Origin of the sequence: Mesorhizobium sp. WSM3862, from assembly GCF_002294985.1 — a bacterium.
In the GTDB taxonomy this organism is placed as follows: Bacteria; Pseudomonadota; Alphaproteobacteria; order Rhizobiales; family Rhizobiaceae; genus Mesorhizobium.
In genome coordinates this window covers 719640-734969 of sequence record NZ_NSGE01000001.1, presented here as the reverse complement: position 1 = coordinate 734969, position 15330 = coordinate 719640, and the positions used below count along the sequence as shown (strand labels likewise).

The following is a 15330-nucleotide window of genomic DNA, read 5'->3' as shown; positions in this document are numbered from 1 at the left end:
CATGGAACAAAAAGCCGGCGGAGGACCTGCCGGCTTTTGCCGATCGTTAAATTGCGCGGCTTTTCCGGAACTTGATCGCAATGCCCTCCTGTTAGTCAAAGCTGATAGAAGTGAGGGGCTGGAATTGCATATCACCGGGAACGTGACGCCGACTGCGGGCAATCTTCAGACGCGAGCACCGTCCGCTCCGTCGGCGGAATCCGCGCGGATCAGGAATAATGTCGATGCGGCCCGCGACACGGCGCTCTCTGCGCTCAACAACGACCGCTTTCGCGTGATGCTGGAACAGATCAGCGACCCGCGCGCGTCCGGCGCGTTGATGACGATGGGCGCCGACGGCAAGAACAGCGCCGCCACCGATCTCGGTACGGCGCTGTCGCGCTACGCTGAAAACAGCGAATAGAGCAGGCCAACTTCAGGCGCGGCTGCGCCGGCGTTCGCGACGGCCTTCGCCTGCCTCGGCAGCGCTCGCTATCTTGTTGCGCATCGGCCCGATGCGCTCGACGATGGACTCGACTGTCGGACGCGCCGACTTGGTGTGCGCGTCGAGCGCCTTGCGCATCGCGGCAAGGTGAGCGAACGAGGTGCCGCAGCAGCCGCCGACGATCTTGGCGCCGGCATCGACTGCCAGCCGGACATAGTCGGCCATCAGTTCCGGCGTGCCGGAATAGTGGATCTCGCTGCCGCGGAATTCCGGAATGCCGCAATTGCCCTTGACGATCACGGTGGCTTCCGGCTTCGCGTCGGTCATGTCGAGCAGCGACGCCAGGATGTCGGCTGCGCCGACGCCGCAATTGGCGCCCACCCCAAGCGGAGCCTGCGATAGTCCGTCCGCAACGCCGTGGATATCCTTGGGCAACAGCCCCATCATGGTGCGGCCGGCCGTATCGAAGGAACCGGTATAGGTGTAGGGCAGGCCGACACGGATCGCGGCTTCGGCCGCGGCGCGGATCTCATCCGGCGCCGACATGGTCTCGATCCAGGCGACTTCGGCTCCGCCGGCCTTTAAGCCCTCGATCTGCTCGGCGAAGGCATCCACCGCTTCCTCATAGGACATAGCGCCGAGCGGCACCAAAAGCTCGCCGGTCGGGCCGACGGAGCCGGCAACGATCACCTTGCGGCCTGCCTTGTCGGACACCGAACGGGCGATTTCGGCGGCGCGCTTGTTCAAGTCATGCACGCGGTCCTGAGCGTGATGCAGCTTCAGCCGATGACGGGTGCCGCCGAAGGAATTGGTCAGGATGATGTCAGCGCCGGCATCGACGAAATTCTGATGCAGCGCGGCGATGGTGTCGGGCGCCGTCTCGTTGAGCAGCTCGGGGGCTTCGCCGGCCTCAAGTCCCATCGCGAATAAATTGGTGCCGGTGGCGCCGTCGGCCAGCAGCACGCCTTTTTCGGCAAGCAATGCGTCGATCGGATTGGTGGCGGTCATGGCTCTGGCTTTCGCATCTTGAATTCAAATAACGATATAAAGAAGTCTTTATATCTAGTCAATGAATTTGCGCCCCCGCTCTTGCATGAGTTTCCTAAAACGGACGGGTCGGCCAGGTTGGTCGCCGCATGCCAGCATGGCGATGATGGTCACGTTCAGACAGAGCCTGAGGGGAAAGAGATGCCGGCCAGCTTCTGCGTGAAGCTCGCCGCCTCATGCGCGTTGATGTCGGCGGCTCGGATCAGATTGTCGAAGTGGCTGGTCAGGGTACGGACCGGCTGGGTGGCGTTCAACACCAGATACATATCGCCGACATAGATTGCGGCGCGGTACGGCCCGAAGATCGTATAAGGGATCGAATAGCGCATGCGGCCGTCATAGAGGAACAGGCGGAAGGTCGGGTAAAGGTCGTCGAGGAGCGTTGCCATGTGCAGCAATTGCCGGCGGCGCTCGGCTTCCGGGAACCGGTCCCAGACGCCGAGCCCGCGTGCGAAAATCTCCAGCGTATGGCGCGGCATGCAGACCTCCATGTCGGTCTCGGGCCGCCTGTTGTAGTCGATGCGGTATTGCGTTTCGCCGGCCTGCGCCTCGCGGCTCTTGTTGGTAATGCCGGCCTCGTATTCGACAAGGGCCTCGGTGCGCAGGAGGTCCGGAATGCCCGCCGGCACGTAGCGGATCTTGGTGCCGACCGCCTCGGCGTGCCATTTGGCAAGTAGCGTGCGGTCAAAGCCGTCCGGCGCCTCCTCGATCTCGAGGCTTTCGCGAATCTCGCCGGTGACGCCTTCGTCCTGGCTAAGGCCCAGCAGCCAGTCGAGCGATACCTTGAACTCGGCGGCGATGTTGAGAAGCGTCTCGGCGCGGGGCAGGCGCGTCGAGGCGCCCGACAGGAGTTGCGACAGCGCCGAACGATCGATGCCGACGGCGCTCGCGAAGGCCGACTGGTTCAAGTCCGAGCGTGTCAAGAGCAATTTCAGGCGCTCTCGGAAGACCGTCGACAGATCACGCTTGTCCATCACGCCGCTCCTTTCCAGTGGAGGAAAAATTTGCGCCCAGGCCTGCTGGGTAGGTGCTCAGGCGCAAATGAATCCCCAAATCTGTTTACAATATATAACATCTGCAGCCAAAAATGCGCATTCGCAACAGGTTGTTCACTTTGTCGCGTTGCGACAACGGCAGGCTCCTGACACAATACTGTCAGGAATCAAAGTGGTTCCGGCGACTGGAAGGCAGTGGTCGATAGCATGACTGGCATACGCAAGAGACACAGCAGCACACCGGCCGTGGAATGGCCGACAGTATTCCTCACACTGTTCTGTTATGGCGCCTGGCTTGCCACCGGCTTCCTGCTTTGGCTTTCCTATTCGCTGCTGGCCCTTGTCGCCTTGGCCTTGATACTGGCCCTGCAATCCTCGCTGATGCACGAAGTGCTGCATGGCCATCCGACCCGCAACGCCAGCATCAACGAAGCCTTCGTCGTCCTGCCGATCGGGCTGGTCTGGCCGTTCCGCCGTTTCAAGGCGATCCATCTTCGCCACCACGCCGACGAGCGGCTGACCGACCCGCTCGACGATCCGGAAAGCTATTACCAGGCGCTCTGGATGCATGCGGAAATGCCGCCGGCGATGAAGTTCCTGCTCAAGATCAACAACACAATGGTCGGCCGCTTCGTTCTCGGACCTTGGCTGTCGTCGATCGGCTTCTTCCTCGACGACGCCAGACAGATGGCCGCCGGCGACAAGGCGATCCGCAAAGCCTGGCTGCTGCATGCCGTCGGACTTGCAGTGGTCGTGCCGATCGTGACCTTCGGCTTCGGCATCCCGCTCTGGCTCTACATCCTGGGGCCGGTGTGGCTTGGCCAGTCCCTGATTTCGGTGCGCACCTATGCCGAGCATCAGTGGTCGGAACACCCGGAGGGCCGCACGATCATCGTCGAGCGGTCGCCGCTCTCCTTCCTGTTCCTCAACAACAACCTGCATTTCGTGCACCACAAGAGCCCGACCGTCGCCTGGTACAGACTGCCGAAGATGTTTCGCGATCGCCGCGAAGAATGGCTGCGGATGAACAACGGCTACGTCTATCCGAACTATTTCGCGCTGATCAAATCATTTGCCTTCAAAGCCAAGGAGCCAGTGGTGCATCCGGTGCTGCGCCGCGCGCCCGAACCCGGCCGCGCCTTCAAACCGCGTATCAGAGCGCGTAATGTGAGTGGACTTGGCACGGCTCCGGTGCCGGCTGAGCCGCCCAAAGAGTAATTTCGAACTTTCGCGACTGCTTTATCGCCGCGGAATTCAGGCGCCGATGACCGCCTGTTTTGAAAGCTGTTCGTCATGAGCAAGTTGATTGCGGCTCTGCCGATGTATGACTGGCCGGAAGTTCGTGGCGAGATCGACGCGCAATGGGCGCAGCTCCGCGACGCTTTTCGACGGAGCGGTATCGACGCGCCGGAAAGAATGGCGCGCAGCAATCGCGACCTGCCGCCGGTGTCCGGCGGCATCCAAGACGGCGCCGGAAAGCTGATAGCGCCCGACCCCGCGACATTGCCCCCGGACGAGTTCGATTTTCACCAGCTCTGGCTGAGCCCGGCGCTGCTTTTCGGCCAGACCTGCTGGGGGCCGATGGAGCTCGGCCTGGCCAGGCATGTGCAGGTGGTCGCTCAGCCAAGCTATGACGCGTTCGAGGGCGGGCAGGGCGAGCTCTATTCCAGCGCGCTGGTGATGCCGGCTGATGGCGGGCGGTCGGTTGGCTCGCCCGAGGATGGCAAGGCCGTCATCCCGCTCGATCTCATCCGCGGCAAGCGCTTCATCTTCAACAATCCGGATTCGATGTCCGGGCTGCTCGGGCTGACGCGCGACCTGGAGGCGATCGGCGAAAGTCTGGGCGTCTTCGCCTCGTGCGGCGAAAGCGGCGGCCACCGGTCGTCGATCGTCGCCATCGCCGAGGGCAGGGCCGATATCGCCGCCATCGACTGCCAGAGCTGGGCATTGGCGCAGCGATTCGAGCCGGCGGCGCGGCGCGTGAAAGTCGTCGGCTGGACGACTAGGCGGAAGGGATTGCCATTTATTTCGGCCAGGGCCACATCGGCGGACGTCGTTGCGTCCATGCGCGAGGCCATCGCCGAGTTTGGCTTGGACGGGTCAGCTGCCAAGCAGCTTTTCGTCGAGCGGGTAGGCTGAGAGTTTTTCGTTGCCGGTCTCGGTGATGAGGATCTGCTCCTCGATCTTGACGCCCTCGCGGCCGCCGAGCCTGCCGATATAGCTTTCCACGCACAGCACCATGCCGGGTTCCAGGACGCCATCCGGCGTGTCGTCCGTCCAGTCGCTGGCATGCGGCAGGGTCGGATATTCGTCCGCCAGACCGACGCCGTGGTAGAGCACGCCGTAGCGCGCCGGGAAGCAGTCTCCAGGCGGCACGGCGGAGCGTTCGACGAGATCGCGGAAGGAAATGCCCGGCCGCATCAATGCCGTGTTGTGGGCGATCTGGTCGGCGGCGATGCGGAACAGGTCACGCTGCTCGTCGGACGGCCGGCCATCGCCGCAGAGCCAGGTGCGCGATAGGTCGGCGCAAAATCCATAGGGACCGATGAGGTCGGTGTCGAAGGCGACGAGATCGCCGTCCTCGACGATGCGCGACGAGCATTCCTGGAACCAGGGGTTGGTGCGCGGCCCGGACGACAGAAGCCGGGTCTCGATCCATTCGCCGCCGCGCGCGATGTTGCCGCGATGCAGTTCCGCCCAGAGTTCGTTCTCGGAAATGCCCGGCTTCAGCCCCGCTTCCATCTCGCCCATCGCCGCCTCGCAGGCGACAATGGCGCGGCGCATGGCGAGGATCTCGTCGGGCGACTTTATGAGGCGCGCATTCTCCATCACCGCCTCGCCATTGCCGACCGTGATGCCGCGGCGGGCAAGCTCTTCGACGCCTTCCGGGTTGATGTGGTCGACGGCGATCCGCCGATTGCCGCCGCCGTGCTCGGCAAGGAGCTCGGCGATGCCGGCTGCCCAGCGGCGGACCTTCTTGTCGGTCAGCTCGCCGCTATAAAGGTACATCCACGACACCGCCGGCCGCACCTCGTCGACGACGCCGGCGTGATCCGACAAATGCTCGCAGGAGAAATAGTCGAACAGCACCACAGGACCTTCTGTGGCGACGAAACAGTGGCGGGTCGGATTGTGCGCGACCCAGAGCTGCATGTTGGTCGAATCCGTCGCGTAGCGGATGTTGACCGGGTCGTAGAGCAGGGCGCCGGCATAGTCGCGGCGCCTGAGTTCGGCGCGGATGCGCTCGAGCCGATAGGTTCGCATGGCAGGCAGGTCGGGAGCGGCAATGCCTGCCGCCGCCCATTCGGCTTCGGCTACCGCGCCATAGCCCAGAGCGTGCTGGTTGAGCGCGCCAGCCTTCTCGCGGGAGGCGGCGCGGAGCGCCTCGACGGAACCGGGTTCGAACGGCATGATCTTGCGGTGGCGGCCGAAACGTTGTGTGTCCATGCGGTCCCCCTGTCTGTCTATTGCGGCTTCATCTTGTGCAGCCTGGTGATCGTGACCTGGCGCGGTGCGCTCCCCAACTGCGGCACCGCGATGCGCCGATGGACGGTATCCATCACATAGCCGGCCTCGGTGATCCTTTTGAAGATGACGGAGGCCGGTTCCTCGTCATCCGCGAGCACAAGCACCGCGGGCTCGCGGATCGATCTGGCGAAATCGGGTATCTCGTCGTCGAGCACGATGAGATCGGGATCGACGAGGCGGAGATTGCCGATCCAGAACCAACTCGAGACCACAGTGCCGACCGGTCCGTCGGCTGTCAGCTGACGATGGAGCGAAGCGTAGTCCATGCGCACGATGCTGCCGCGGTTATCGCCGCCGTGGACCTGCATGTACCAGCTTACCGGAAGCACGAGGATGGCCATCACGGCGCCGACGAAGACGATTGTCGCCTGCGTCTTCCTGCCCCTTTCCCCCATCGCGTCCAGCCGCATGGCAATGGCGACCGGCAACAGCACGAATACGGGCAGCATCCAGCGATCGCGAAACTGTGTGATGCCGCCCGCCAGCACCACCACGAGCGTGATCAGCAAGGCGAAGGCTATCGCCCGCCAGACCAGCGTCTCTGGCCACGGTGCGGCCTCGGGCGGTGGAGCGGATTGCTTGCGCGCCAGGAAAAACGCGACGGCAAAGATCGTGGCCGGCAGCCCGGCGAAATTGAGCATCGCATTGCCCAAGCCGCGGATGCCGCGAGACAGGGTCTTTGCCGCGCTGCCCCCTTCGGCGACGCCCAGGCCACCGCTGTGCGCCAGCAGGTCTCCGAGATGCGTGAGGCTCCAGTAGAATGTGGGGAGGCAGGCAAGGATCGCCACAACCACACTGATCAGGAAACGGCGATCGAAGATCGCCTCACGTGTTTCGCGGACGGACAGCGCCGCAAGGAACAGCGCAGCGAGAAAGATCACCTCATTGTATTTCGACAGCATTGCGGCGGCCGTCGCCAAGCCAAGCAGCACATACGCGGTAGTCGAGCGCCGTTTCTGCAACTCGGCGACTGCCAGGAGCAGCAGCGATGAAAAGCAAAAAACCGCGACCGAGTGGGTGAGGGCATGCTGCATCTCCCATACGATCTGTGGAAACAGCAGCAGGCCGAACATGGCGGTGGTCGCCGCGCGGGCTGAATAGCCCAGGCGGCGCACTGTGGCGAAGGACGCGACCAATCCACCGGCCAGCAGCGTGTATTTGACGATCTTGAGCGCGAGAATGCTGGTTCCAACCAGCGAGGCCGTGAGGATGCCGAACCAGGTGTATAAAGGCGGCTGCGAGCCGCCATAGCCGGCCGCGAGGAAGCGCATCGCCATCAACTGTTCGGAATCGTCGACGCCGACGCCGGTGCCCACGAAATGGGACGAAAGCGGCATCACCACGATCTGGACCAGGCAATAGGCAAGTGCAAACGCGATTGCGGCACTGAAAGGGCCGACCCGTTCATCGCAGAGCCAGTCGGTCCATTTCTCCAGCTGCCGCAAGGGTCGTCTTCTCATCTGATGCGTTGGTGGCCGGTTGCTATATAGCCGGCCACCAACACGATCCGAAAGCGGTACATTACGGCTTCCTGGAATCAGGTGCGCATCTTCTCGCCGCTCGGGTCGAAGGGCGGCTCGACGTTGATGCGGGCCGGGCGGCGGTGGCCGAGGATCTCGATTTCGAACAGGCCGGCGCTCTCGTCCTCGGCAAGGGCCGCCGGCACATAGCCCTGCGCCATCGACTTTTGCACGTAATGCGCATAGCCGCCCGAAGTCACCCAGCCGACAACGCGCCACTCGCCATCGACGATACCGCGCACGGCCGAAGCGCCTTCGGCGGCTTCCGAGCCGCGCACTTCCTTGCCCGTCTCGTCGAAGCGCGGCGCGCCGTAGCCATGCGGCTTCTCCACCGTGCCGTAATCCTTGCTGACCTTGGCCCAGATCGGCTCGTCGCCCATCACGTCGGCGTCGGCAGCATCGACGATGAAGGAGACGCGGCGCAGCTTCGGCCCTTGCGCCTGCTCCCTGGCAGCCGCCTCGCGGCCAATGAAGTCGTTCTTCTCCAGCTTGATGAAGCGGTCCATCGAGCCTTCGAACGGCCCGTAGATCGGACGCAACTCGCGGAACCAGGTTGGGAAGTTCTTTTCGAGACGCATCGACAGCAGCGCGCGCATGCCGAAATCGACGAGGCCGAATTCCTCGCCTGCTTCCTTGATCGCCTTGTAGACGAGGCGCTGATAGGCGGGGGCCATCCAGATCTCGTAGCCGAGGTCGCCGGTATAGGTGATGCGGTTGACCATGCAGGGCGCGCCGCCGACCGCCATCTCGCGGAAGTCCATGAAGCGGAAGGCCTTGGTCGAGACGTCGACGTCCACAAGTTTCTGCAGCAAATTCCGCGCGCTCGGTCCGGCGATCGACAGGCCGACCAGTGTCTGGTCGAAGCGGTGGATGCGCACAGAACCATCCTTCGGCAGGTGCTTCTCGAACCAGCGCATATGGTATTTCTGCGCGGCCGAAGAGCCCCAGATCATGAAACGGTCCTCACCGGTCTTGGCGATGGTGAAGTCGCCGATCAGCCTGCCGAACTCGTTGACCATCGGGGTGAGCACAATGCGGCCGGTCTTCGGCATCCGGTTGGTCATCAGCCGGTTGAGGAAATCCTCGGCGCCCGGCCCGGAAACTTCGTACTTGGCAAAGTTGGCGATCTCGGTGACGCCGACCCGTTCGCGCGTCGCGCGAACTTCCTCGCCGATCGGGCCGAAATCGTTCGAGCGGTGGAAGGAGACGATGTCCTTTGGCTCGGTGCCCTTGGGCGCGAACCAGAGCGGGGTTTCCAGTCCCCACGAGTCGCCCATGACCGCATTGTTGGCGAGCATCGTGTCGTAGAGCGGCGTCGTCTGCGCCGGCCGGGCGGCCGGCAGTTCCTCGTTCGGGAAGCGGATCGAGAAGCGCCGCGAATAATTCTCGCGCACCTTGGCGTTGGTGTAGCGCAGCGTCGCCCATTCGCCGAAGCGGGCGACATCCATGCCCCAGACGTCGAAGCCCGGATCGCCGTGCACCATCCAGTTGGACAGCGCCAGGCCGACGCCGCCGCCCTGGCTGAAGCCGGCCATGACGGCGCAGGCGCACCAGAAGTTGGTCAGGCCCTGGACCGGGCCGACCAGCGGGTTGCCGTCGAGCGCGAAGGTGAAGGGGCCGTTGATGATCTGCTTGATGCCGGCCTTCTCGATGCCGGGGAAATGCTTGAAGCCGATCTCCAGCGACGGCGCGATGCGGTCGATGTCGGGTGGCAAGAGTTCATGACCGAAATCCCAGGGCGTGTTGACCGGCGACCATGGCTTGCAGGCTTTTTCATAGGTGCCGAGCAGGATGCCGTTGCGCTCCTGGCGGGTGTAGATCTCGCCCTTGAAGTCAAGCACGCCGATCATCTCGCGGCCGGTCGACCTGTTGAATTCCTCGACCTCCGGCATCGGCTCGGTGAGCAGGTACATGTGCTCCATCGCCAGCACCGGCAGCGCGACGCCGACCATGCGGCCGATCTCGCGCGCCCACAGGCCGCCGCAATTGACGACATGCTCGGCTTTCACGGTGCCTTGCTCGGTGACGACGTTCCAGGTGCCGTCGGCTTCTTGCGTCAGCTCGACGACGCGGTTGCGCAGCACGATCTCGGCGCCGAGTTTTCGCGCGGCCTTGGCGTAGGCGTGGGTCGTGCCCGAGGGGTCGAGATGGCCTTCGACGGGATCCCACATGGCGCCGACGAAATTCTTCTCGTCCATCAGCGGGAACATCGCCTTGGCTTCCGACGGCGTGATCAGCTCGGTATCCATGCCGAGATAGCGGCCCTTGGCGTGGGCGAGCCGCAGGAAGTCCATGCGCTCGGGGGTATCGGCCATCATCACGCCGCCGGTCAGATGCAGCGAGCAGGACTGGCCGGAAAGCTCCTCGATCTCCTTGTAGAGCTGGACGGTATAGGCCTGCAGCTTGGCGACGTTCGGGTCGCCGTTCAGCGTGTGGAAGCCGCCCGCCGCGTGCCAGGACGAGCCGGAGGTCAGCTCCGAGCGCTCGATCAGCATGATGTCGGTCCAGCCGGCCTTGGCGAGGTGGTAGAGCACCGAGCAGCCGACGACACCGCCGCCGATGACAACCGCTTTAACGTGGGATTTCATGAAGATAGGTCCGTTTTTGCAGAGACTGAATCGAGTGAGCGGGGCGTGAAAGATCAAAAATCGGTCGGCGCGCCGCCTTCGGCGCGGCGCTTCTCGACGAAGTCGTTGAGCTCCTCGCGGATGGCCGGGTCCATATAAGGCTCTTCGTAGGCCGCGAGGCGCTCCTTCCACACCTTGTTGGTGCGTTCCAGCGCCGTCGGCGAGCCCGCCTCGGTCCAGGTCTCGAAATTGCGCCAGTCGGAGACGATCGGCGAGTAGAAGGCGGTCTTGTAGCGCTCCTGCGTGTGCTGGGTGCCGAAGAAATGGCCGCCCGGGCCGACCGACTGGATGGCGTCGAAGCCGAGCGCGTCTTCGGAGAGATCAAGCGGGGTGAGAAATTCGGCCACCATCTGCAGGAGGTCGATGTCGAGGATGGTCTTTTCGTAGGAGCAGCGCAGGCCGCCTTCCAGCCAGCCGGCGCCGTGCATCATCAGATTGCCGCCGCCCTGGATGGCGCCCCAGAGCGAAAAGACGCTTTCATAGGCGGCCTGAGCGTCGACCGTGTTGGCGGCGCAGGTGTTGGAGGTCCGGTAAGGGATATTGTAACGGCGGGCGAGCTGGCCGCCGGCGAGCTGCGCCTTCATGTATTCGGGCGTGCCGAAGGCCGGTGCGCCCGACTTCATGTCGACATTGGAGGTGAAGCCGCCATAGCCGACCGGCGCGCCTTTCTTCACCATCTGGGCAAAGGCGATGCCGGAAAGCGCCTCGGCATTCTGCTGCACCAGCGCGCCGGCGATGGTGACGGGCGCCATGGCGCCGGAGAGTGTGAACGGCGTGACGATCACCGCCTGGCCCATGCTGGCCATTTGGATGATGCCTTCCATCATCGGCACGTCGAGCTTGAGCGGCGAATTGGTGTTGATGATGGTGAAGACCGACGGCTCCTCCATCAGCTGCTCGCGGCTGACGCCGCGCGCGATGCGGGCGATCTCGATGCCGTCGACATTGCGTTCCTTGCCGAGCGAATAGATGTGGAAGACCTTGTCGGTCAGCGTGGCGAGGTCGCGGATGCATTCGAGATGCCGGACCGAGGGATGGATGTCAATCGGCTCGACCGGATAGCCGCCGGTGCACTGCAGGATGTTGTGCATCTGCGCCAGGCGCAGGAAATTGCGGTAGTCGACCTGGTTGCCGGGGCGGCGGCCGCGGTCGAGGTCGGAGCAGTTCGGCGCCGAGGCCATCATCGACAGGATGACGTTGTTGCCGCCGAAGCGCAGATTGTGCGCCGGGTTGCGGGCGTGCAGCGTGAACTCCGGCGGACAGTACGCGATGAGCTCGAGGATCATGTCGCTGTCGAAGCGAACGCGCTCGCTGCCTTCGCGAACGTCGGCGCCATGCGCCTTCATGATGCGGCGGGCTTCGTCATGCAGCACGTCGACGCCGATCTCCTTCAAAACGCGCAGCGAGGCGAGGTGGATCGATTCCAGTTCGTCGTCGGACACCAGCCTGGTGGGCACCAGCGGGTTCTTAAGCTGCCGGAACGGCGGCTGCTCGAAGGCTGCCGATCCGCCGGCACGTTTGCCAGCACGGCCGCCGCGGCGGGCGCGATCTGTTGCCAATGCCGGTTCGGCGGGGTGAAGGGCGGCAGTCATGAGAGGCCTCGTGGGGATGCGAAAGTGGTCGGCATAATGGACCGGCGGCAATGCTGCCGGTAAGGAGGCGGCGACCACTAGGGCGAGGGAAGCGACATGACGGAAGGGCAGATTGGCCCGCCGAATTGCCGCCGCCAAAGCATTCCCTGCCGGCGTTCCTGACAAGGATTGGCTGGAACATGCGCCCTTGCCGTCAGTTGGCCGTTTACGGCTGTCGCCGGCAGCGGCTAAGCCTGCGTTGAATGGAGCAGGAATGATGGCTCTGGCGAAATCAGCGACCGGCGAGACGGTGCAGTGGGCCGCGATTACCGGCGTGATCGCGACCGTGTCGGTGTTCGCCATCGCGCAGGGGCTTTCCTATCCGCTGCTGAGCTTCATCCTGCAGCGTCAGGGCGTGTCGCCGGCGATGATCGGCCTGTCGGCCGCGATGACGCCGGTCGGCTTCATCCTGTCCTCGCCACTGATTCCGGGGCTGGCGCGCCGGTTCGGAGCAGGGCGCACTGCGCTCACGTGCGCCGGGCTCTCGGCACTGGTGCTGGCGCTGATCGGCTGGACGCAGGACGTCTATTTTTGGTTCCCACTGCGCTTCCTGGTCGGCGTGGTCACCAATCCGCTTTATGTGCTCAGCGAAATCTGGGTGATCGCGCTGGCGCCGCCGTCGCGGCGCGGGCGCGTCATGGGCATCTATTCGACCATCATCTCGGCTGGGTTCGCGGCCGGGCCGCTCTGCCTGCTGGCGGTCGGCACGGACGGTTGGCCGCCTTTTCTGGTCGGCATCTTTGCTTTTCTTTTCTGCGGCGCCTGCCTGGCGGTCGTGGTGAAACGTCTGCCCAGGGTCGACGAGGCAGGTGAAAAAGTTTCGGTGCTGGGCTTCATGCCGCTCGCCTGGCTGCTCCTGTCGGCGGTCGTCGCCGCCGCCGGTTTCGAGCAGTCGGTGCTGGCGCTGCTTCCCGTCTATGGCACCCACTTCGACATTCCCGAGACGCGCATGTCGGCGCTGCTGTCGACGATGATCGCCGGCAACATCGCTATGCAGGTGCCGCTCGGCCTGCTCGCTGAAAGACTGACGGCGCGCCTCGTGCGATTCGGCTGTGTCTCGGTGACGGTTCTTGGCTGCGCGCTCTTGCCGGCGCTCATCGAGACGCCGCTGATCTGGCCTTGCGTCTTCATCTGGGGCGCGGTTTCCTACGGGATCTACACGATGTCGATCATCGAGCTCGGCGAGCGTTTTACCGGCTCGGCGCTGGTCGCGGGCAATGCCGCCTTCTCCTTGATGTGGGGCGTCGGTGGCATCCTCGTGCCGCCGCTGACCGGCGGTGTGATGGACCTGATCGGCGCCGCGGGGCTTCCGGTGACACTCGGCGCGATCTGCGCGGCGCTGGCTGTAGCCACCGTCATTCGCCGGCGGGTGATGTAGGGCCGGCTGGCTGAGCGCAGGCAGCGCTGCTCTTGAATGTTGGCGCGGCGAACGCGATGTAGGCAGGGCCGCCAGACCCGGAGACCAGCATGACCAGCCCAATGGCCCAAACCCAGCCTGAATTGCCGGTCGAGGATCCTTTCCTGTGGCTGGAGGATCGCAACGGCAAGGAAGCGCTTGAGTGGGTCCATCGCCAGAATGCGACGACTGTCGCCGAACTGCAGGGCGATCCATCCTATCAGGCGGCATTCGAGACCGCGCTCGACCTGATGACGGCCGAGGACAATATCCCGGTCGGATCGGCGCTCGCCGGTTGCGTCTACAATTTTTGGCAGGACAAGACCAACGCGCTGGGCTTGTGGCGCCGCACGACAGTCGCCTCCTACAAGACCGACAAGCCGGAATGGGAAACGATCCTCGATTTCGATCAGCTCTCGGCCAAGGAAGGCGTGAAATGGGTGTTCGGCGGCGCGAGCCGGCTCTATCCCGATTTCGACCGCTGCCTGCTGTTCATGTCGCCGGACGGCGGCGACGCCAGCGAGATGCGCGAGTTCGACATTGCGACCAAATCCTTCGTCGAGGACGGGTTTCGGGCACCGGCTTCGAAGTCGGGGTTTTCCTGGCTGGACGGGGATACGGTGATCGTCTCGGCGGCTTTCGAGGACGAGGACAAAACTCAGTCAGGCTATCCGCGGGTGATCAAGCTCTGGCGGCGTGGCACGAAGCTGGAGGAGGCGACGCCGATCTTCGAGGGCGAAAAAAATCATCTCGCGGTCGGCGGCGGCGTGGAGTTCGATGGCGACAAGAAACATGTCATGCTCGGCAAGACCATCGACTTCTTCACCTCGCACAGTTTCCTTCGGCTGGCTTCGGGCGAGAACCGGCGCATCCCGCTGCCCGACGACGCGACCGACACCGCGATCTTCAAGGGACAGCTCGTCTTCGGCGTCCGCAGTCCGTGGACGGCGCCGGACGGCACGCGCTGCCTGCCGGATGGACTCCATTCCGTGGATTTCGACCGCTGGATTGAAACGGGTTCGTTCGAACCGGTCGAGACGCTGCTCAAACCGGAGCCCCGCGTTTCAATCGCAGGTCTCGCGAGGACGCAGGACCGGCTGTTCATCAACCTGATGGACAATGTGCGCGGCAAGGTCGTCGTTTGCGACCGCACCGGCAATGGCTGGTCGGTGAAGCCGGTCGACCTGCCCGACAACGGCAATGTCGGCATCAGCCATGCCGAGCATTTCGGCTCCAGCGTCTCCTTCTCCTTCACCGATTTCCTGACGCCGAGCTCGATCATTTGGTCGGACGACAATGGCGACTCGCTTCAAACCGTGAAATCGCAGCCGCCGCGCTTCGATGCATCGCCCTATGTTTCGGAGCAGTTCGAGGCGCGCTCGAAGGACGGCACGATGATCCCGTATTTCGTCGTCAGGCGGCGCGACCAGACGGGACCGGTGCCGGCGCTGCTCTATGGCTATGGCGGCTTCGAAGTACCGCTCTTGCCCGGCTATGCCGGTATCCGCGGCAGGCTCTGGCTGGACAAGGGCAATGCCTATGTGCAGGCCAATATCCGCGGCGGCGGCGAGTTCGGCCCGGCGTGGCATCAGGCGGCGCTCAAGGGCAAGCGCCAGAAAGCGTTCGATGATTTCGCTGCGGTCGCCGAGGATGTGGTCAGGCGCGGCATCACCACGGCGGCACAACTCGGCATCCAGGGCGGCTCGAATGGCGGCCTGCTGACCGGCGTCTCGCTGACGCAGCGTCCGGAGCTGTTCGGCGCCGTCATCATCGACGTGCCGCTGCTCGACATGCTGCGCTACACCGAACTGCCGCCCGGTGCCTCGTGGATGGCGGAATATGGCGATCCGTCAAAGCCGGAGGAGGCTGCATGGCTCGCCGCCTATTCACCCTATCAGCGTGTGGCGACCAGTGCCGTTTATCCGCCGGTGCTGCTGATGACCTCGACCGCGGACGACCGCGTCCATCCGGGGCATGCGCGCAAGATGGCGGCGCGGCTCCAGGCCGCCGGTCACGGCAAGACGCTGTTCTTCGAGGAGACCGAAGGCGGCCATGGCGGGCGCGGCGATCGCCGGCCCCAGGCCGCGCAAACGGCGATGCGCTACGTCTTTCTGCAGCGCACGCTTGCCGGTCCAGCTTGAATTGCTGGCCGTTGGCGGCTT

11 protein-coding genes are annotated in these 15330 nt (G+C 64.1%); 5 read left to right on the top strand and 6 right to left on the bottom strand.

What is annotated here, in order from left to right:
* Nucleotide 1 precedes the first annotated feature (1 nt).
* Complete coding sequence (locus tag CK224_RS03665) at nt 2-403, top strand: hypothetical protein (RefSeq protein ID WP_245299688.1); 402 nt, start codon at nt 2-4, stop codon at nt 401-403.
* A 12-nt stretch (nt 404-415) separates the two neighbouring features.
* Here the strand turns inward: CK224_RS03665 and bmt are convergent, their stop codons facing one another.
* Together bmt and CK224_RS03655 are read right to left on the bottom strand one after the other, a co-directional pair.
* Nucleotides 416-1432 (bottom strand): betaine--homocysteine S-methyltransferase, encoded by a 1017-nt coding sequence (gene bmt, locus CK224_RS03660; RefSeq protein ID WP_066999705.1) that lies wholly within the window; start codon nt 1430-1432, stop codon nt 416-418.
* Between the two features lie 155 nt (nt 1433-1587).
* Nucleotides 1588-2445 (bottom strand): helix-turn-helix transcriptional regulator, encoded by an 858-nt coding sequence (locus tag CK224_RS03655; RefSeq protein ID WP_066999708.1) that lies wholly within the window; start codon nt 2443-2445, stop codon nt 1588-1590.
* 228 nt (nt 2446-2673) lie between these two features.
* On the opposite strand from CK224_RS03655, the gene CK224_RS03650 reads away from it, so the two are divergent.
* Together CK224_RS03650 and CK224_RS03645 are read left to right on the top strand one after the other, a co-directional pair.
* On the top strand, nt 2674-3684 hold the full coding sequence (locus tag CK224_RS03650; protein WP_095780804.1) for a fatty acid desaturase: 1011 nt from the start codon (nt 2674-2676) through the stop codon (nt 3682-3684).
* Nucleotides 3685-3759: 75 nt separating this feature from the next.
* Entirely contained in the window at nt 3760-4605 is an 846-nt protein-coding gene (locus CK224_RS03645) for a PhnD/SsuA/transferrin family substrate-binding protein (protein ID WP_095780803.1), read from the top strand.
* Here the strand turns inward: CK224_RS03645 and CK224_RS03640 are convergent.
* The 4 genes from CK224_RS03640 to CK224_RS03625 form a co-directional block, all read right to left on the bottom strand.
* Nucleotides 4567-5913: a Xaa-Pro peptidase family protein gene (locus tag CK224_RS03640; protein ID WP_095778489.1), complete on the bottom strand. Its 1347-nt coding sequence runs from the start codon at nt 5911-5913 to the stop codon at nt 4567-4569. The genes CK224_RS03645 and CK224_RS03640 overlap by 39 nt on opposite strands.
* A gap of 17 nt (nt 5914-5930) precedes the next feature.
* Entirely contained in the window at nt 5931-7439 is a 1509-nt protein-coding gene (locus CK224_RS03635; protein ID WP_176477839.1) for a glycosyltransferase family 39 protein, read from the bottom strand.
* Between the two features lie 92 nt (nt 7440-7531).
* Nucleotides 7532-10102, bottom strand: coding sequence for an FAD-dependent oxidoreductase (locus tag CK224_RS03630; protein WP_095780801.1), 2571 nt, complete (start codon nt 10100-10102; stop codon nt 7532-7534).
* Between the two features lie 53 nt (nt 10103-10155).
* On the bottom strand, nt 10156-11733 hold the full coding sequence (locus CK224_RS03625) for a trimethylamine methyltransferase family protein (RefSeq protein WP_066999726.1): 1578 nt from the start codon (nt 11731-11733) through the stop codon (nt 10156-10158).
* A 256-nt stretch (nt 11734-11989) separates the two neighbouring features.
* Here CK224_RS03625 and CK224_RS03620 point away from each other — a divergent pair, with 256 nt between their 5' ends.
* Both CK224_RS03620 and CK224_RS03615 read left to right on the top strand, forming a co-directional pair.
* Nucleotides 11990-13150, top strand: a complete 1161-nt coding sequence (locus CK224_RS03620) for an MFS transporter (protein ID WP_095780909.1) — start codon at nt 11990-11992, stop codon at nt 13148-13150.
* Nucleotides 13151-13239: 89 nt separating this feature from the next.
* Nucleotides 13240-15309 (top strand): prolyl oligopeptidase family protein, encoded by a 2070-nt coding sequence (locus CK224_RS03615; RefSeq protein ID WP_095780800.1) that lies wholly within the window; start codon nt 13240-13242, stop codon nt 15307-15309.
* Nucleotides 15310-15330: the final 21 nt, after the last annotated feature.

Bases quoted from the DNA above. Each gene is read 5' to 3' on its own strand.
- CK224_RS03665 (WP_245299688.1), top strand. From the start codon at position 2: ATGGAACAAAAAGCCGGCGGAGGACCTGCCGGCTTTTGCCGATCGTTA.
- bmt (WP_066999705.1), bottom strand. From the start codon at position 1,432: ATGACCGCCACCAATCCGATCGACGCATTGCTTGCCGAAAAAGGCGTG.
- CK224_RS03655 (WP_066999708.1), bottom strand. From the start codon at position 2,445: ATGGACAAGCGTGATCTGTCGACGGTCTTCCGAGAGCGCCTGAAATTG.
- CK224_RS03650 (WP_095780804.1), top strand. From the start codon at position 2,674: ATGACTGGCATACGCAAGAGACACAGCAGCACACCGGCCGTGGAATGG.
- CK224_RS03645 (WP_095780803.1), top strand. From the start codon at position 3,760: ATGAGCAAGTTGATTGCGGCTCTGCCGATGTATGACTGGCCGGAAGTT.
- CK224_RS03640 (WP_095778489.1), bottom strand. From the start codon at position 5,913: ATGGACACACAACGTTTCGGCCGCCACCGCAAGATCATGCCGTTCGAA.
- CK224_RS03630 (WP_095780801.1), bottom strand. From the start codon at position 10,102: ATGAAATCCCACGTTAAAGCGGTTGTCATCGGCGGCGGTGTCGTCGGC.
- CK224_RS03625 (WP_066999726.1), bottom strand. From the start codon at position 11,733: ATGACTGCCGCCCTTCACCCCGCCGAACCGGCATTGGCAACAGATCGC.
- CK224_RS03620 (WP_095780909.1), top strand. From the start codon at position 11,990: ATGGCTCTGGCGAAATCAGCGACCGGCGAGACGGTGCAGTGGGCCGCG.
- CK224_RS03615 (WP_095780800.1), top strand. From the start codon at position 13,240: ATGACCAGCCCAATGGCCCAAACCCAGCCTGAATTGCCGGTCGAGGAT.